Below are 16,053 nucleotides of genomic sequence, written 5' to 3'. Positions count from 1 at the left end.
GAGGTTTTAAATGGCAAAAAAATCTATGATTCAGAGAGAGTTAAAGAGAGAAAAGTTAGTAGCTAAATATGCTCAAAAAAGAGCTGAGCTTAAAGCTATTATTCTCGATATAAACTCTACTGAAGAGCAAAAATGGGAAGCTCAAATTAAGCTGCAAAAATTACCAGTAAATTCTTCAGCTTCTAGGGTTCAAAGAAGATGTAAGGTTACAGGTAGACCTCACGCTGTTTATAGAAAATTTGGTTTATGCCGTAATAAACTAAGAGAGTATGCAATGGCAGGTGATGTTCCTGGTCTGAAAAAAGCTAGTTGGTAATAAGGAATTTAGATTATGAGTATGCAAGATCCTATAGCGGATATGTTTACAAGAATTAGAAATGGTCTTTCGGCACATAAAGAAACCGTTTCTATTCCTTTTTCAAAAATGAAAATGGAAATAGCAAACTTTTTGGTAAAAGAAGGTTATGTTGCACAATGTTCAAAAGCAACAACAGCAAAGGGTCATCCTTCTATAAATATTGAGCTTAAATATCATGCTGGTACTCCTGTGATTGAGATGATCAAAAGAGTTTCTAGGCCAAGCTTAAGAATATATAAGTCACATGCAGAGTTACCTAAAGTGTATGGTGGTTTTGGTGTTGCTATCGTTTCTACTTCAAAAGGTTTGGTGAGTGATAGAGAGGCTAGAGCCCTTGGTATTGGTGGTGAAATTATTGGCTACGTGGCTTAATGTTGGAGGAATATAATAATGTCAAGAATAGGTAAAAAACCTGTCATTATACCAAGTGGAGTTACCATAAGTGTGGCTGCTGGTAATGAGGTGCAGGTTAAAAGCGCTAAAGCAACTTTGACAAAAAAATTCTCTACTGATGTGAATTTTGATATCGCTGACAACGTTGCTAATATCAAACCTTCAAGTAGTAGCAAAAACGCTATTGCTCAATCTGGTACAGCTAGAGCTATATTAAGTAATATGGTTGAGGGTGTAACAAAAGGATTTGAAAGAAAGTTGAAAATTATAGGTGTTGGTTACCGTGCTAAGGCTCAAGGCAGTGAATTAAATCTAACTTTAGGTTTTTCACATCCAGTTGTTTATCAGCTGCCTGAGGGGATAGTAGCGGAAACTCCAGCTCCTACAGAGATAGTTTTAAAAGGTGCTGATAAAGAACTTTTGGGTAAAGTAGCTGCTGAAATTAGAGATTATAGGAAGCCTGAGCCTTATAAAGGCAAAGGTGTCCGCTATGAAGGCGAATTTGTAGTTAAGAAAGAAGCTAAGAAGAAGTAGTAGTAAAGGATAATATTATTATGGATAAGAAAACTGCTCGTTTGAATCGTAGTAAGCGTACTAGAATCAAGCTAAGAGAATTAGGGCATACTAGGCTTTGTGTTTTTAGAACACCTAAGCACATTTACGCTCAAGTTATTTCTAGTGATGGTTCTACTGTGTTAGCTGCTGCATCTACTGTAGAAAAAGATATAAAAGCAAAATGTAAATATACTGGAAATGTTGCATCTGCTGTAATTATTGGTGAAGAGATCGCTAATAGATGTAAAGAAAAAGGTATAGAAAAAGTTGCTTTTGATAGATCAGGATATAAATATCATGGACGTGTTAAGGCTTTAGCAGATGCTGCTAGAGAACATGGTCTACAGTTTTAATAAATAAAATATGGATGATTATTCATTATGTCTAATGAAGTGAAAAAAAATGAAGAACTGATTGAAAAGTTGGTTAGTGTTAAAAGGCACTCTAAGACAGTAAAAGGTGGTAGAATTATGAGCTTTGCTGCCTTGACAGTTGTGGGTGATGGCAAAGGCAAGATTGGAATAGGTAGGGGTAAATCAAGAGAAGTGCCTATAGCTATCCAAAAAGCTATGGAAAGCGCTAAAAGAAACATGGTATCAGTCAATTTAAATAATGATACGTTATGGTATCCAGTGATGTCGAATCATGGAGCATCTAAGGTGTTTATGCAACCTGCTTCAGCAGGTACAGGTATTATTGCTGGTGGTGCTATGCGTGCAGTTTTTGAAGCAGTAGGTGTGCATAACGTTTTAGCAAAGACTTATGGTTCAACTAATCCAGCAAACGTTGTTAGAGCTACTATCGCTGGTTTGGCAAAAATTAAATCACCAGAAGAGATCGCTGAGAAAAGAGGCCTTTCTGTTGAAGAGATTCAGGAGTAATTTAAAATGACTCAAGCTAAAACATTCAAGGTTACTTTAGTAAAAAGTCTTATTGGCCGTAAGCAAAACCATATAGCATGCGCTAGAGGTTTGGGGTTAAGAAAGATACGCCATACAGTAGAAGTTCTTGACACTGTTGAGAATAGAGGTATGGCTAATAAAATATATTATATGGTTAAAGTAGAGGGGTAGTATAAGATGAAATTAAATACAATTGCTCCTGCTGTTGGCTCAAAAAGTGCTCCTAAGAGACTAGGTCGTGGTATTGGAAGTGGACTGGGGAAAACTTCTGGTAAAGGTCATAAAGGACAAAAAGCGCGTTCAGGTGGCTATCATAAAGTAGGTTTTGAAGGCGGACAAATGCCTTTGCAAAGAAGACTACCAAAGTTTGGTTTTACTTCTCCAACTAAGAGATATATTGCTGAAATCAGATTGCATGAATTAAATAATATTGCAGTAGATGAGATTACTTTGGATGTCCTGAAAGACTTTGGTCTTGTTAGAAAAGATATAAAAACAGCTAAGGTTATAGCCAGTGGAGAGATTCAAAAAGCTATTAATCTAAAAGGAGTGGCTTGCACTAAAGGTGCAAAAGAAGCTATCGAAAAAGCTGGCGGTAAAGTAGAGTAAGAAACAAAAATATGTCAAAGTTTAATAGTGCTTCAGGTACAGGTGAATTAAAATCTCGTTTGATCTTTGTTGTGATGGCTATTATCGTGTTTAGGTTAGGAGTTTATATTCCTATTCCGAACATAGATCCAGCAAAATTGGTAGATATTATTTCTAATCAACGCTCATCAACTAGTGGTTTGATGAGTATGTTTAATATGTTTTCTGGCGGTGCTCTTACTCAGATGAGTATATTTGCTCTAGGTGTAATGCCTTATATCTCAGCATCTATAATTTTTCAAATGTTGTCAGCAGTTTATCCTAAGTTTATAGAGTTAAAAAAAGAAGGTGAATCTGGCCAGAAAAAAATAACTCAATATACTAGATATTTAACTCTTGCTTTAGCGTTGGTGCAATCTTTAGGTATAGTTGCTTTTGTGTTACACCAAGAGGGTTTAGTAACAACAAATAATACAGTTTTGTTTTATTTGACAACTATCGTTTCGGTGACTACAGGTAGTATGTTTTTGATGTGGCTAGGTGAGCAAATTACAGAAAGAGGAGTTGGTAATGGTATTTCATTATTAATTTTCTCTGGTATTGTAGCTAACCTTCCCGCTGAAATTTTAAATACTATTTCACAAGCAAATGCGCCAGGTTCTAGTATAACTTATTTATCAGTTTGGGTACTACTTATTTTACTACTACTAGTGATTGCTTTTGTAGTGTTTATGGAAAGTGCTCAAAGAAAAATAACTGTAAATTACGCTAAAAGACAGCAAGGTAGAAAAATGTATGCTGCTCAAACTAGCCATTTACCACTAAAACTTAATATGGCAGGGGTGATTCCAGCGATATTTGCATCTTCGATACTTATGGTACCAGGTGTATTATTTGGTTGGTTATCTAACTATAGTTCATTAGGTTGGTTGGCTGATGTTTCAGAAATACTTCAGCCCGGTAGTATAGTTTACACTATAGTATTTGCAGTAACTATTATATTTTTCTGTTTCTTTTATACTTCTTTAGTATTCAATCCGAAAGAAACAGCTGATAACCTGAAAAAGTCAGGAGCTTACATTTCTGGTGTTAGACCTGGTGAGCAAACTGCTAAATATATAGATGCAGTTATGACAAGGCTAACTTTGGTAGGATCGTTGTATATTACAGCAATATGTTTATTGCCTATATTTGTAGTTAAATTTTTTGCACAGGGATTGTCATTTACATTTGGTGGTACTTCGTTGCTAATTGTGGTAGTGGTTATGATGGATTTCATGGCTCAAGTGAGATCACATATGATGTCAACTCAGTATGATTCTTTATTAAAAAAAGCAAATCTCAGCAGTAAGAGAAAGTAGAGAAATTTTTGGAGAAATATAATGAAAGTTAGAGCTTCAGTTAAAAAAATGTGTAGGAATTGTAAGGTTATAAAACGTAATAGAGTTGTTCGCGTTATATGTACTGATCCTAGGCACAAGCAAAGACAAGGTTAAGGTACCAAGCTTATATAAATAAAGCTTGATTATTTGTTTTTAAAAAGTTATCCTAGCAAGTTACTAATTGCTTGTGGTAGCACTAAACTAAAGATAATTATTAGGAGTGAAATAAATGGCTCGTATAGCTGGTGTTAATATTCCTGTTCATAAACACGCTGTAATAGGATTAACTTCGATTTATGGAATAGGTAAAACAAGAGCGATGAAAATTTGTGAGAATTGCAAATTAAATCCAACTGTTAAAATCAAGGATTTAACAGAAGAGCAAGTTGAGAGCTTAAGAGCAGAAGTTGCTAAATTTACTGTAGAAGGTGATTTACGCCGTGAAGTTTCTATGGATATAAAAAGACTTATGGATTTGGGTTGCTACAGAGGTAGAAGACATCGTCGTAGCCTTCCTGTAAGAGGGCAAAGAACGAAGACTAATGCTCGTACTCGTAAAGGTCCGAGAAAGCCTATAAAGGCATAATACAATTATAACTATAACGATTAAAGGGTAGATTATATGGCTAAGTCTGTTAGATCAACAAAGAAAAAAGTAAAAAGAGTAGTTACTGATGCAGTTGCTCATATTTACTCTTCTTTTAACAACACTATAGTAACTATTACAGATAGACAAGGTAATGCTTTATCATGGGCTACATCTGGTGGTAGTGGCTTTAGAGGGTCAAGAAAAAGTACACCATTTGCTGCGCAGGTTGCAGCAGAAAGAGCAGCTGATATGGCCTTAGAATATGGTGTTAAGAATGTAGATGTTTTAGTAAAAGGACCAGGTTCAGGTAGAGATTCAGCTGTTAGAGCTTTGAATACTAAGAACTTGAAGGTAACTAGTATAACAGATGTGACTGGTTTGCCTCATAATGGATGTCGTCCTCCTAAAAAACGTCGTGTTTAATATTTTAAAGGGAATTTTATAATGGCTAGATATCTAGGACCAAAGTGTAAACTTTCTAGAAGAGAAGGTACGGATTTATTTTTAAAAAGTGGCGTAAAAGCTATTGATGAAAAATGTAAAATGAATACAGCGCCAGGTCAGCACGGAGCTAGAAAGGCTCGTCTTTCTGACTATGGTCTTCAGTTAAGAGAAAAGCAAAAAGTTCGTCGTATGTATGGTATTTTAGAAGGTCAATTTAAGAAATACTATGTTGAAGCAAGTAGAAGAAAAGGTAACACAGGTGCTACTTTACTAGAGCTTTTAGAGTCAAGGTTGGACAACTTAGTTTATAGAATGGGATTTGCTGCGACTAGAGCTGAAGCAAGACAATTAGTCGTGCATAAAGGTATATTATTAAATGGTAAAACATGTAATATACCATCTGCGCAAATTAAAGCTGGTGATATTGTTGCGGTTAAGGAAAAATCTAAGAAACAATTGAGAATACAAAACGCAGTAGAGCTTGCAAAACATAGAAAAGAACTTTCTTGGATAGATGTAAATACTGATACTTTAGAGGGAACTTTAAAAACTTCTCCAGATAGATCTGAATTATCATCAGATATAAATGAACAATTAATTGTCGAGCTTTACTCTAAGTAATTATATTTTTTAAGATTCATTACTTTAGTAGCTCATTATAGCCTTATTTCAAGGAGATTTTTAGTGAGTAATAATAATTTGAAACAGGAATTTACACCTAGTGTACGACTTATAGAAGAATTGGGTGCTTTTGGATATAAGGTGCAGCTTTCTCCTGTGGAAAAAGGTATGGCTCATATTCTTGGTAACTCAATCAGAAGGGTTCTGCTTTCATCTTTGCCTGGAGCATCTATAGTTAAAGTAAATATAAAAGGTGTTTTGCATGAATACTCTACATTAGATGATGTTAAGGAAGACATTGTTGAAGTAGTTTCAAATTTAAAAAAAGTAGCGGTAAAGCTTGATGAAAATGTTGATAATGTTGAACTAGAGCTATCAGTTAACAAAAGTGGCGTTGTTACAGCAGGCGACTTTAAAGCTACTGGTGGAGTTGAGATTATAAATAAAGATCAAGTGATCGCAACTTTAACGAATAAGAGAGAACTTAACTTGGTAGCTAGCGTTGTTTGGGGAAGAAACGTTGGTATTCTTTCAGCGATGCCTGCTGAATTAGAGAAAGTAGGTGATATAGCTGTAGATGCTGATTTTAACCCAGCTAAAAAGGTAGCCTTTGAAGTTATTGAGAATGATGATAGTGAAGTATTAGAAATATTTCTAAAAACAAATGGGACTATAGAACCATTAGAAGCTGTTACAAAATCATTGGAATACTTTTGTGAGCAAATGTCAGTATTTGTCTCTTTAAAGGTGCCAAATCACAGTAAGATCGGAGATGCTTTAATAGATTCTAATATTGATCCGATACTTCTTAAGCCGATAGATGATTTAGAACTTACAGTTAGATCATCTAATTGTTTACGGGCTGAAAATATTAAGTATTTAGGAGATCTAGTTCAGTATTCTGAGTCGCAACTAATGAAAATACCTAACCTAGGTAAAAAATCTCTTAATGAAATTAAGCAGATACTTATAGATAACAACTTATCTCTAGGAGTTGTAATTGATAATTTTAGAGAATTAGTTGAAGGTAAATAAATATATAGTAATCAAATAATATTAACTATAAAGGAGTAATTACTATGAGACATCATAAACAAGGTAGGAAGTTTAGCAGAACTAGTAGTCATAGAAAAGCAATGTTCAAAAACATGTCAGCTTCTCTTATTAATCATGAGATTATCAAAACTACATTACCTAAAGCTAAAGAACTAAGAACAATAATTGAGCCTTTAGTTACTTTAGCAAAAAGAGAACATAAATTAAGAAATGAGTTAGATACAAACTCTAATGAGTTTAAATCACAGTCTGTAGCTTTAAGAAGACAAGCTTTTGATTTCCTGAGAAATAAAGCAGCAGTAAAAAAGCTTTTTGAAGAGTTTGGAGTGCGTTTCGCTGAAAGAGCAGGTGGTTATACTAGAGTTCTGAAATGTGGCTATAGATTTGGTGATAAAGCACCAATGGCATTTATTGAGCTAGTTGATAGACCACAAGTTGAAGAAGTAGCTGACGAAGAATAAATCTAATTTTTAATTTAACAATATTTTCCTTATCTTTTTATCATAAAAAAATCTTGAAAAATAATATATAACTCTCATATTAACCATGTTGTAAATAGGTTAATCTAATAAAAGAGGGTTATATAAATGTCAGAAAAAAAATACACTTTTGAAACTGAAGTAGATAAGTTACTTCATTTAGTTATTCATTCGCTATATTCAAATCGTGAAATATTCCTAAGGGAGCTAGTTTCTAATAGTTCTGATGCTATTGAGAAACTTAGATACGAAAGTATTTCAAATGCACAACTTAATGAAGATGATACTGATTATGCTATAAAAATAGATTTTGATAAAAAAGCTAAGACAATAACTGTTAGTGATAATGGTATTGGTATGACAGAAGAAGAAGTTATCGAAAATTTAGGAACAATAGCAAAATCAGGCACTAAAAAGTTTTTAGAAAGTTTAACTGGTGATAAAAGTAAAGATAATGAGCTGATAGGACAATTTGGAGTCGGGTTTTATTCATCATTTATAGTCGCAGATAAGGTAACTGTAAGAACTAGAAAAGCAGGACAAGATAAATCCCAAGCAACAAAGTGGGTATCTGATGCACAAAATGGTTTTACTGTAGAGAGTATTACAAAAGAAAAGCGTGGTACGGAGATTACTCTTCACCTTAAAAAAGAGCATGAAGACTTATTGGAGCACCAAGTTTTGAAAGGGTTAGTCAATAAGTATTCTGACTGTATAAATACTCCTATCCAAATGAAAAAAGTTGAGTTTGATAAAGATGGTAAGCAAACTATAAAAGATGAATATGAAACTGTAAATAATACTAAAGCTATATGGTTAAGATCAAAAGATGAGATTACAGATGATGAGTATAACGAATTCTATAAGTATATTTCACATGATTTTGCTAATGCATTGATATGGTCACATAATAAGGTAGAAGGTAACCTTGAATACACTAGCTTGTTATTTATACCAGAAAATAAATCTTTTGATTTTTGGAATAGAGATAAGGATTATGGTTTATCTTTATACGTACGTAGAGTGTTTATTATGGAGAACAAAGAATTACTACCTCCATATTTGAGATTTATTAAAGGTGTAGTTGACTCTGCTGATTTGCCTTTGAATGTGTCGCGTGAAATTCTACAACATAATAAAGTGATTGATAAAATTAAAAAAGCATCGGCTACAAAGATTCTTAGTGAGTTAAGTAAGTTAGCTAAGAAAGATAAAGAGAAATACCAAAAGTTCTGGGATAATTTTGGTCAAGTGCTAAAAGAAGGTGTTTCGGATGACTATAGCAATAAAGAGAAAATCGCTGGTCTATTAAGATTTACTTCTACAGCTAGTGAAGACGCTAAACAAACAGTATCTTTAACCGACTATATTTCACGTATGAAAGAAGGTCAAGATACTATTTACTATATTACTTCAGATAGCTATAAAGCTGCGCTAAACAATCCTCAATTGGAAGTATTTAAAAAGAAAGGTATCGAAGTGCTTCTAATGACAGATAGAATAGATGAGTGGATGATGTCTAGTTTGACTGAATTTGATGGTAAGCATATGAAATCAATTATCAAAGGTGATATTGATTTAGGTAAGTTTGAGACTGAAGAAACCAAAGAAAAATTTGAAAAAGAAACCAAAGATTTCGAAAAAGTGTTAAAAGATATCAAAGAAGTGTTAAAAGATAAGGTTGAAGATGTACGTTTATCTAAGCGTTTGACAGATTCTCCAAGTTGTGTGGTTGTAAATGATTATGGTATGAGTTTACATATGCAGAAAATGATGGAAGAAGCTGGACAAGCATTTATGCCTGGTATGGGTATGAAGCCAGTTTTGGAGCTAAATTCTGAGCATCATCTTGTACAAAGGTTAAAAGATGAGCCTGATACAGAGGTTTTTGGTGATTTGTCACAGTTACTGCTTCTTCAAGCGATGTTTGTAGAGGGAGCTAAGATAGAAGATCCAATGACTTTTGTTAGATTAGTTAACAAGTATATCAAGTAAACTTTCTATGTCAGCCTTGAGTCCCTTGAGGCTTTCTATTAACTGTGTAAACAGGTTTATAACTATGTCTGTGAGGCTTAGATTAAGTTGTAGTTACTTTAGGTATCTATTATTTAAATGTTTATAATTATTTTTAATTTCATTCCATTTATTCAAAAGAGCCGTTGTTTTTACATTAAATTCATTTCTACTATAGGCCTGGTTCGCGCCTAAAAAATGTGTAGCATTGGATAATGAATCTAGGTCATAAAATTCGTTACCTATCGTCAAAGAAATCCGAGAATTACTGGCATGACAAGTTAATTTATCTATATGTCCTACAATTTTTTTAACCTCATTATTTTTGACGTAAAGCTTTAGTTGAAATTCTTTTGTATTATAAGTAAAGAAAGAACCAACATTATTTCTTGAATTTACAATAATAATATTATTTGGATCTATCATGACATTAAATTTTTTGTAATTAATAAATAAAGTTGAGCCTTCAATATTTATAACTTGATAGTTATTATCTATGGTTGTAATATTTAATTCCTCATCTAGAGGAATTAAGCTAACTTCTTTAGTCAATGGATACATTTTATATAATGAAAATAATATTGTGGAGTAATAAAAAGGTAGAAACCTATCTCCCATAGACATTAGATTTTTATTATTACTATTGAAATTTGGAATTTCAATATTAAATTTATTACAAATATTTTTTATATCTTTATTTATATGAGAATCACTTAAGTACTCATCTGGTAATCCGATCATATGACCAAATTCATGTACAGCAATTGGGAAGTCTTGATAAGAATCTTTATGCATGACCTCTATATTACTTCTGCCTTTAATTATTATTTTAGGCGGTATATTTAATGCTTCTTTGTAAGTAATATTAGGGTAAATGTTCTCTTTTTTAATACGTTGATACAAGCCTAAGTTATTATAAATAGTTATTGGATAAAACTCATAACAACCCTTATTCACATAATTTTTTAATTTTTGAATAAGTTCATTTTCGCTACTGATTTGTAAAATGGATTGTAACTTGGTTTTTGAGTAATGAGTTATAGCTGAAGTATTTGACCATTGTCCAAAAGTTAACTTGTATCCTATATTCATAGCCATGCTTTTAGTAGAAGAGCTTGAATCTAAGGCTCCAGAATATAATACTACATTTCCACTAAAGCAATTAACACAAGAGCGTCCTGAAGCCGTATTTTTAACTAAAATATTCCAACAATCTTTTTCATTGTCGGGGTCAGCTTCAACAATTTTAAATATAGGAATAAGTTTTTCACCATCTATATTTATAATAAATCTACGTGACCAGTTAGATTCTATTGTATTTTTCCAGTCATTCTTAAATTTTTCTTCTGTGTTAATAGGAGAAAGGACGGACCATCCTTTCTCAAATTTCCAACTAACATATAATATAATATACAGAATATTAGATTCTTTTTTGAGGTGATATCTTTTTTTTGTAAAATTACCCTCAGCAAACTCTTTATTTATTAATGTAGTCATTAATAATGCTCCTTTTACATTTTTAAGGTAAACTATCTGTGATCTGACCAATTATTAAATTATTAATATTGCTAATAACAGTTACCTATATTTTATTTATATTCATTGTTTATAGCTGTTATTTGTTTCAATTTGAACTAGATATACATTAACATTATTTATCTCACCTTGTTATATAAAAATCAATGTACACAATCATTTTTTGACAAACCATGTCATATATGATGCAGAGTTTCTTGATATTTTATGGAGCTTTGTTGCAACTTAGTAAGTTTAATGTTTTATCTACCTTTATTAACTTTACAAGTTCACGTGAAATATTTTAATCAAGAAAATCATAGTTTTTAATTTGCTACTGAAATTTGCCGTTTTGAAATGGTAACACTTGGTTAAAAATGTTATCATTATGTTCCATGATTTTCTAAAATTTCTTTTTCAAGATGAATTCAAATACTAAAATTATTTTTGTAACTGGTGGAGTTGTATCTTCACTCGGTAAAGGTGTTACAGCTGCATCTTTAGCTACTCTTTTAGAAAGCCGTGGTTTAAATGTAACTATGCTAAAACTTGATCCCTATATTAATGTCGACCCTGGCACGATGAGCCCGCTACAGCATGGAGAAGTCTTTGTAACCGAAGATGGTGCAGAAACTGACTTAGATTTAGGTCATTATGAGCGTTTCATACGTGCTAAAATGACTCAAGCAAATAATTTCACTACAGGTAAAGTTTACCAAAGTGTACTTAGAAAAGAGCGTAAAGGAGACTATCTAGGTGCTACTATCCAGGTCATCCCACATATTACAGATGAGATTAAAAATCGTATTTGTATGGGTATAGCTGATAATGTTGATGTGGCTATTGTAGAGATCGGTGGTACAGTTGGTGATATTGAGTCTTTACCATTTTTAGAAGCTATTAGGCAGCTAAGAATAGAGTTAGGTAGATCTAGAACTTTATTTGTACATTTAACTTTGTTGCCATATATAAGGGTAGCAGGTGAACTAAAAACTAAACCTACGCAACACTCTGTAAAAGAGCTAAGAGGTATTGGTATACAAGCAGACGTTTTAGTTTGCAGATGCGAGCAAGCTTTTGATGAGAGTGAGAAAAGAAAGATAGCTCTTTTTACCAATGTAAGCCAAGATTGTATTTTTATAGCAGAAGATGTAAAAACTATTTATGAAGTACCACTTAAGTATAATAAACAAGGATTTGATGCTAAGCTGGTAGAGCTTTTATCTTTACAAGCTAAAGAAGCAGATTTGACAGAATGGCAAAATGTTGTTGACACTATTAAAAACGTCAATGGCGAAGTAACGATAGCAATGGTTGGTAAATATGTTTCATTAACAGAAGCCTATAAATCTCTTAATGAAGCCCTTTACAATGCTGGCTATAAAAAAGGTGTAAAGGTAAACATCAAATTTGTTGATTCAGAAACAATTACAGAGAATAATGTAAGCTCATCTTTTAAAGATATATCGGCCATTCTTGTGCCTGGTGGATTTGGTAGTAGGGGAGTAGAAGGGAAAATCACGGCAATAAAATACGCCCGTGAGAATGATATTCCATTTTTGGGGATCTGCTTGGGCATGCAGCTTGCTGTAGTCGAGTATGCTCGTAATGTTTTAGGTTTAAAAGATGCTCATTCTAGTGAATTAGAACCGACTACAACTAATCCAGTAATTGCTCTTATAGAGGAGTGGCAATCTGAAGATGGAACTATACATCAACGTAGCAAAGAGTCTGATCTAGGTGGTACAATGCGTCTAGGTGGTTATAAGTGTATATTAAAAGTAGGTTCTCGTGCTAGAGAAATATATCAAGCAGACAGTATCATAGAAAGACATCGTCATAGATATGAAGTAAATAATAATTATGTCGAAAGACTTGAGCAGGTAGGATTAATTTTTTCAGGCAGATCAGAAGATGGTAGCTTAATGGAGCTTATAGAGATACCTCAGCATAGGTGGTTTATAGCTTGTCAAGCACACCCGGAGTTTACATCGACGCCAAGATATGGTCATAAATTATTTGAATCATTTATAGAAGCTGCTATAGAAATAACTAATAATTAGCTGCTAGTTTTGATATTTCGTGAATAAAAGTGCTATAATTCAAACTAATAAAATATTGGAGAAGTAAAATGAGTAAACAGAGAACTCTATCTATAATAAAGCCTGACGCTGTAGAAAAGAATGTTATAGGTGAGATTTATAGCCGTTTTGAAAAAGCTGGTTTAAAAGTAATTGCTGCGAAGATGAAGCATTTATCAAAAACAGAGGCAGAAGGTTTTTATGCCGTACATAAAGAAAGACCTTTTTTTAGCGCTTTGGTAGAATTTATGATTTCTGGGGCAGTTATGATTCAAGTTTTAGAAGGTGAAAATGCAATAGCAAAAAACCGTGAGTTAATGGGGGCTACTAATCCTAAAGAAGCAGCAAAAGGTACAATTAGAGCTGATTTTGCAGATAGTATAGATGCTAATGCTGTACACGGCTCTGATAGTGAAGATACAGCAGCCCAAGAAATAAAATATTTCTTTAGTGATATAGAAATATTTAGCTAGTTTTGTATATCTGTTTTATTTTAGGAGGACAGTAGTTTATGAGTTGGTTAACTAGGGTAATAAGTAGGAGTCTAGGGTTAAATGCTCAGAAAAAAGATTTACCAAGCGGAGTATGGAGTCAATGTCCAAGTTGTCAGGTGACACTATATTCTGAAGAGTTAAATAATAATAAGTCAGTGTGTCCTAATTGTAATTACCATTATAGAATCTCTGCTAGACATAGACTAGAGATATTTTTTGACCGCCACAGCGCTGTAGAGCATTTTGCTAATATAGAGCCTGTAGATATGCTTAAGTTTAAAGATACAAAATCTTACAAAGATAGACTGTCGCAAGCTCAAAAAAAGACCGATGAAAAAGATGCTTTGGTAGTTATGCAAGGAACGGTAGAAGGTTTTCCAGTCGTAGCAGCGGCATTTAACTTTATGTTTCTAGGGGGCTCTATGGGATCTGTAGTAGGTGAAAAATTTGTGCGAGGTGTTAAGCTTGCAATGGAGAAAAAAGTACCATTTATATGCTTTACAGCAAGTGGTGGTGCTAGAATGCAAGAGTCATTATTTTCACTAATGCAGATGTCAAAAACTAGTGCTGCTTTACAGAAGTTATCTGAAGCTAAGCTACCATATTTAGTTGTTCTAACAGATCCTACCACTGGTGGGGTATCGGCATCTTTAGCTATGCTTGGTGACGTACATATAGCTGAGCCAAAAGCTTTGATCGGTTTTGCTGGGCCTAGAGTTATAGAGCAGACAGTGAGAGAGCAATTACCAGAAGGGTTCCAAAGAAGTGAGTTTTTGGTAGAAAAAGGTATGGTTGATATGATTGTAGATCGTAGAAACTTAAGATCGGAAGTAGCACAGCTAATCGATAAACTAATGCCAGAACTTACAAAAAACAATTCTTACGCTTTGGAGCATAAGCATACTGAGCAACCACAAGCTTAACAAGAAAGCTAAAAATGAGCGTTGAAACCAAAATAGCTAAAATTATGGCTAACGATGCTCGTAAATGTACTCTTACAGATATTTTATTTATTCTTAGTAGATTCAATTTTAACAAGAAATTTAAAGTTATAACTATAGCTGGGACTAATGGTAAAGGGACTACTGTAGCTATGCTTGAGGAGTTGCTTGTTGCAAATAATAAAAAAGTACTAAGTCATACATCTCCACATGTTTTTAAATTTGTTGAAAGGATATCTTTGAATAAATGTCCTATATCAGATAGTCAGCTATTAGAGCTGTTAGAAAGGTTAGAAGAACTAACACCAGAATATAAACTATCTTATTATCAAATAGCTTTTTTGTGTGCTTGTTTGTATTCACAAAGGATAACTAGGCTAGATTATTTACTATTAGAGGTTGGTATAGGTGGTAGGTTAGATGCTGCTAATATGATTGACCCGGATATAGCAGCTATTACAAATATAGATTTTGACCATTGTGAAATTTTAGGGGATACTTTGGAAAAAATAGGCATAGAAAAAGTTGCTATAGCTCGTAAAGGTAAACCCCTATTTTTAGGTTCAAAGATGCCTAGCAGTGTTTATGAGTATGCAAATATTATAGAAGCTGTAATCTATGATAAAAACTATAACCCTAAAGCAAAAAACTGCTTTCGTGATAGTTATAATATAGCTATGGGGATAGCTGATTATTTACTAAGGAAAATGCAGATTACTTATATTCCTAAGCTAGAGGATATAAGAGCTAGAGCTCGTTTTAATATACTCAAAAATGACGAAATAAATAATAGTTATGTGGTAGTTGATGTTGCACATAATCCAGCTTCGGTAGAGTATTTATTTAAGCTTTTGAATAATAGGTTTGGTACTAAGGATATTAAATATGAAGCTATATTTGGTGTTTTGGCGACCAAGGATATAAATGCAATTGTATCTATTGCTAAAAAACACATCTATAAGTGGGAAGTTATAGACCTTAAAACTTTTGATGAAAGAGCTCTAAATGTAGATAATATAAAACAGGTATTTAGTAACCATGACATTTTGCGAGTTGAGTTTAATAAAGATCTAAGTAGTGTTTATTTGTCAAAAAAGAGTACTGTAACAGTAGTTTTTGGATCATTTGTATTGGCAGGAGAATTTACAAAAGAGTATGAAAAAAATAGCTTCTAATGAAGGACAAATGCTAAGTTTAGCTGCTGAGTATTCTAAAAGTTTACAGCCTGGTAAAACAATTTTCTTACATGGTGATTTGGGAGCAGGTAAAACAACTTTTGTAAAAGGTATACTAAAAGCATTAGGCTATAAGGGCAATGTAAAGAGTCCGACCTATACTTTAGTAGAGAGTTATGAGTTTAAAGATTTTAATATTTACCACTTTGATTTGTATAGAATTTCTGATCCTGAAGAATTGGAATGGGTTGGTATCAGAGATTACTTTAATGAAAAAAGTATATGTTTTATAGAATGGCCAGCTAAAGGCAAAGATTTTTTACCAAAACCCTCTTCGAATATTTACATAAGACATCTGGTTGAAAGAAGAGAGGTAGAAATTTCTTAAATAATTAAGGTATATTTTTATGGAAATATTAAATATTACTATATATCATTACCTTAAATTGTCTTTAATTCCAGCTAAG

At 33.0% G+C, this 16,053-nt stretch carries 21 protein-coding genes; 20 read left to right on the top strand and 1 reads right to left on the bottom strand.

The features are described 5' to 3' along the window. Window positions 1-10: 10 nt before the first annotated feature. The 15 genes from rpsN to htpG all read left to right on the top strand — a co-directional run bounded on the left by rpsN (window position 11) and on the right by htpG (window position 9,362). Window positions 11-316 (top strand): 30S ribosomal protein S14, encoded by a 306-nt coding sequence (gene rpsN, locus FRA_RS07085; protein WP_035720277.1) that lies wholly within the window; start codon window positions 11-13, stop codon window positions 314-316. A 15-nt stretch (window positions 317-331) separates the two neighbouring features. Next, window positions 332-730, top strand: a complete 399-nt coding sequence (gene rpsH, locus FRA_RS07080; RefSeq protein WP_035720271.1) for a 30S ribosomal protein S8 — start codon at window positions 332-334, stop codon at window positions 728-730. 18 nt (window positions 731-748) lie between these two features. Beyond that, on the top strand, window positions 749-1,285 hold the full coding sequence (gene rplF / locus FRA_RS07075; RefSeq protein ID WP_035720269.1) for a 50S ribosomal protein L6: 537 nt from the start codon (window positions 749-751) through the stop codon (window positions 1,283-1,285). 20 nt (window positions 1,286-1,305) lie between these two features. Then, complete coding sequence (rplR, locus tag FRA_RS07070) at window positions 1,306-1,659, top strand: 50S ribosomal protein L18 (protein ID WP_035720267.1); 354 nt, start codon at window positions 1,306-1,308, stop codon at window positions 1,657-1,659. 27 nt (window positions 1,660-1,686) lie between these two features. Then, window positions 1,687-2,187 (top strand): 30S ribosomal protein S5, encoded by a 501-nt coding sequence (gene rpsE, locus FRA_RS07065; protein ID WP_035720265.1) that lies wholly within the window; start codon window positions 1,687-1,689, stop codon window positions 2,185-2,187. Window positions 2,188-2,193: 6 nt separating this feature from the next. Then, window positions 2,194-2,379, top strand: coding sequence for a 50S ribosomal protein L30 (gene rpmD, locus FRA_RS07060; RefSeq protein WP_035720264.1), 186 nt, complete (start codon window positions 2,194-2,196; stop codon window positions 2,377-2,379). A 6-nt stretch (window positions 2,380-2,385) separates the two neighbouring features. Next, window positions 2,386-2,817 (top strand): 50S ribosomal protein L15, encoded by a 432-nt coding sequence (rplO, locus tag FRA_RS07055; RefSeq protein WP_035720263.1) that lies wholly within the window; start codon window positions 2,386-2,388, stop codon window positions 2,815-2,817. A gap of 11 nt (window positions 2,818-2,828) precedes the next feature. After that, on the top strand, window positions 2,829-4,157 hold the full coding sequence (gene secY, locus FRA_RS07050) for a preprotein translocase subunit SecY (RefSeq protein ID WP_035720262.1): 1,329 nt from the start codon (window positions 2,829-2,831) through the stop codon (window positions 4,155-4,157). Between the two features lie 21 nt (window positions 4,158-4,178). Next, entirely contained in the window at window positions 4,179-4,292 is a 114-nt protein-coding gene (rpmJ, locus tag FRA_RS07045) for a 50S ribosomal protein L36 (RefSeq protein WP_003017816.1), read from the top strand. 115 nt (window positions 4,293-4,407) lie between these two features. Beyond that, window positions 4,408-4,764 carry a 30S ribosomal protein S13 gene (gene rpsM / locus FRA_RS07040; RefSeq protein WP_035720260.1) on the top strand — a complete coding sequence of 119 codons (357 nt, stop codon included), beginning with the start codon at window positions 4,408-4,410 and terminating at the stop codon, window positions 4,762-4,764. Between the two features lie 36 nt (window positions 4,765-4,800). Continuing rightward, complete coding sequence (gene rpsK / locus FRA_RS07035; protein WP_035720259.1) at window positions 4,801-5,190, top strand: 30S ribosomal protein S11; 390 nt, start codon at window positions 4,801-4,803, stop codon at window positions 5,188-5,190. Between the two features lie 21 nt (window positions 5,191-5,211). Beyond that, the gene (gene rpsD, locus FRA_RS07030; protein ID WP_035720258.1) at window positions 5,212-5,832 is read left to right on the top strand and encodes a 30S ribosomal protein S4; all 621 of its coding nucleotides are present in this window, start codon (window positions 5,212-5,214) and stop codon (window positions 5,830-5,832) included. A 63-nt stretch (window positions 5,833-5,895) separates the two neighbouring features. Next, window positions 5,896-6,867, top strand: a complete 972-nt coding sequence (locus tag FRA_RS07025; RefSeq protein WP_035720256.1) for a DNA-directed RNA polymerase subunit alpha — start codon at window positions 5,896-5,898, stop codon at window positions 6,865-6,867. Window positions 6,868-6,911: 44 nt separating this feature from the next. Continuing rightward, window positions 6,912-7,349, top strand: coding sequence for a 50S ribosomal protein L17 (gene rplQ / locus FRA_RS07020; RefSeq protein ID WP_035720254.1), 438 nt, complete (start codon window positions 6,912-6,914; stop codon window positions 7,347-7,349). Between the two features lie 126 nt (window positions 7,350-7,475). After that, complete coding sequence (htpG, locus tag FRA_RS07015) at window positions 7,476-9,362, top strand: molecular chaperone HtpG (RefSeq protein ID WP_035720251.1); 1,887 nt, start codon at window positions 7,476-7,478, stop codon at window positions 9,360-9,362. A 93-nt stretch (window positions 9,363-9,455) separates the two neighbouring features. Here htpG and FRA_RS07010 read toward each other — a convergent pair whose 3' ends face one another. Next, window positions 9,456-10,877 carry a hypothetical protein gene (locus tag FRA_RS07010; protein ID WP_035720250.1) on the bottom strand — a complete coding sequence of 474 codons (1,422 nt, stop codon included), beginning with the start codon at window positions 10,875-10,877 and terminating at the stop codon, window positions 9,456-9,458. A 440-nt stretch (window positions 10,878-11,317) separates the two neighbouring features. On the opposite strand from FRA_RS07010, the gene FRA_RS07005 reads away from it, so the two are divergent. From FRA_RS07005 to tsaE, 5 genes are all read left to right on the top strand, one after another. Next, window positions 11,318-12,958 carry a CTP synthase gene (locus FRA_RS07005; protein ID WP_035720248.1) on the top strand — a complete coding sequence of 547 codons (1,641 nt, stop codon included), beginning with the start codon at window positions 11,318-11,320 and terminating at the stop codon, window positions 12,956-12,958. A gap of 68 nt (window positions 12,959-13,026) precedes the next feature. Further along, window positions 13,027-13,449 carry a nucleoside-diphosphate kinase gene (gene ndk, locus FRA_RS07000; RefSeq protein ID WP_035720246.1) on the top strand — a complete coding sequence of 141 codons (423 nt, stop codon included), beginning with the start codon at window positions 13,027-13,029 and terminating at the stop codon, window positions 13,447-13,449. A gap of 38 nt (window positions 13,450-13,487) precedes the next feature. Further along, window positions 13,488-14,393 carry an acetyl-CoA carboxylase, carboxyltransferase subunit beta gene (accD, locus tag FRA_RS06995; protein WP_035720245.1) on the top strand — a complete coding sequence of 302 codons (906 nt, stop codon included), beginning with the start codon at window positions 13,488-13,490 and terminating at the stop codon, window positions 14,391-14,393. Window positions 14,394-14,407: 14 nt separating this feature from the next. Continuing rightward, entirely contained in the window at window positions 14,408-15,586 is a 1,179-nt protein-coding gene (locus tag FRA_RS06990; RefSeq protein ID WP_035720244.1) for a bifunctional folylpolyglutamate synthase/dihydrofolate synthase, read from the top strand. Further along, window positions 15,567-15,974 carry a tRNA (adenosine(37)-N6)-threonylcarbamoyltransferase complex ATPase subunit type 1 TsaE gene (tsaE, locus tag FRA_RS06985; protein WP_035720241.1) on the top strand — a complete coding sequence of 136 codons (408 nt, stop codon included), beginning with the start codon at window positions 15,567-15,569 and terminating at the stop codon, window positions 15,972-15,974. The genes FRA_RS06990 and tsaE overlap by 20 nt, the downstream gene beginning before the upstream one ends. Window positions 15,975-16,053: the final 79 nt, after the last annotated feature.

The sequence above is a fragment of the Allofrancisella heilbronnii genome (assembly GCF_000710735.2).
Classification (GTDB): Bacteria; Pseudomonadota; Gammaproteobacteria; order Francisellales; family Francisellaceae; genus Francisella; species Francisella frigidaquae.
The sequence above is the reverse complement of the archived record's forward strand: the minus strand, read 5'-3'. Positions and strand labels throughout refer to the sequence as shown.

Coding starts and splice junctions, on each gene's coding strand:
- rpsK (WP_035720259.1), top strand. CDS start 4,801: ATGGCTAAGTCTGTTAGATCAACAAAGAAAAAAGTAAAAAGAGTAGTT.
- rpmJ (WP_003017816.1), top strand. CDS start 4,179: ATGAAAGTTAGAGCTTCAGTTAAAAAAATGTGTAGGAATTGTAAGGTT.
- rplR (WP_035720267.1), top strand. CDS start 1,306: ATGGATAAGAAAACTGCTCGTTTGAATCGTAGTAAGCGTACTAGAATC.
- ndk (WP_035720246.1), top strand. CDS start 13,027: ATGAGTAAACAGAGAACTCTATCTATAATAAAGCCTGACGCTGTAGAA.
- rplO (WP_035720263.1), top strand. CDS start 2,386: ATGAAATTAAATACAATTGCTCCTGCTGTTGGCTCAAAAAGTGCTCCT.
- rpsN (WP_035720277.1), top strand. CDS start 11: ATGGCAAAAAAATCTATGATTCAGAGAGAGTTAAAGAGAGAAAAGTTA.
- rpsM (WP_035720260.1), top strand. CDS start 4,408: ATGGCTCGTATAGCTGGTGTTAATATTCCTGTTCATAAACACGCTGTA.
- rpsE (WP_035720265.1), top strand. CDS start 1,687: ATGTCTAATGAAGTGAAAAAAAATGAAGAACTGATTGAAAAGTTGGTT.
- tsaE (WP_035720241.1), top strand. CDS start 15,567: ATGAAAAAAATAGCTTCTAATGAAGGACAAATGCTAAGTTTAGCTGCT.
- accD (WP_035720245.1), top strand. CDS start 13,488: ATGAGTTGGTTAACTAGGGTAATAAGTAGGAGTCTAGGGTTAAATGCT.
- rpmD (WP_035720264.1), top strand. CDS start 2,194: ATGACTCAAGCTAAAACATTCAAGGTTACTTTAGTAAAAAGTCTTATT.
- FRA_RS07005 (WP_035720248.1), top strand. CDS start 11,318: ATGAATTCAAATACTAAAATTATTTTTGTAACTGGTGGAGTTGTATCT.
- htpG (WP_035720251.1), top strand. CDS start 7,476: ATGTCAGAAAAAAAATACACTTTTGAAACTGAAGTAGATAAGTTACTT.
- rpsD (WP_035720258.1), top strand. CDS start 5,212: ATGGCTAGATATCTAGGACCAAAGTGTAAACTTTCTAGAAGAGAAGGT.
- rpsH (WP_035720271.1), top strand. CDS start 332: ATGAGTATGCAAGATCCTATAGCGGATATGTTTACAAGAATTAGAAAT.
- rplF (WP_035720269.1), top strand. CDS start 749: ATGTCAAGAATAGGTAAAAAACCTGTCATTATACCAAGTGGAGTTACC.
- FRA_RS07010 (WP_035720250.1), bottom strand. CDS start 10,877: ATGACTACATTAATAAATAAAGAGTTTGCTGAGGGTAATTTTACAAAA.
- rplQ (WP_035720254.1), top strand. CDS start 6,912: ATGAGACATCATAAACAAGGTAGGAAGTTTAGCAGAACTAGTAGTCAT.
- FRA_RS06990 (WP_035720244.1), top strand. CDS start 14,408: ATGAGCGTTGAAACCAAAATAGCTAAAATTATGGCTAACGATGCTCGT.
- secY (WP_035720262.1), top strand. CDS start 2,829: ATGTCAAAGTTTAATAGTGCTTCAGGTACAGGTGAATTAAAATCTCGT.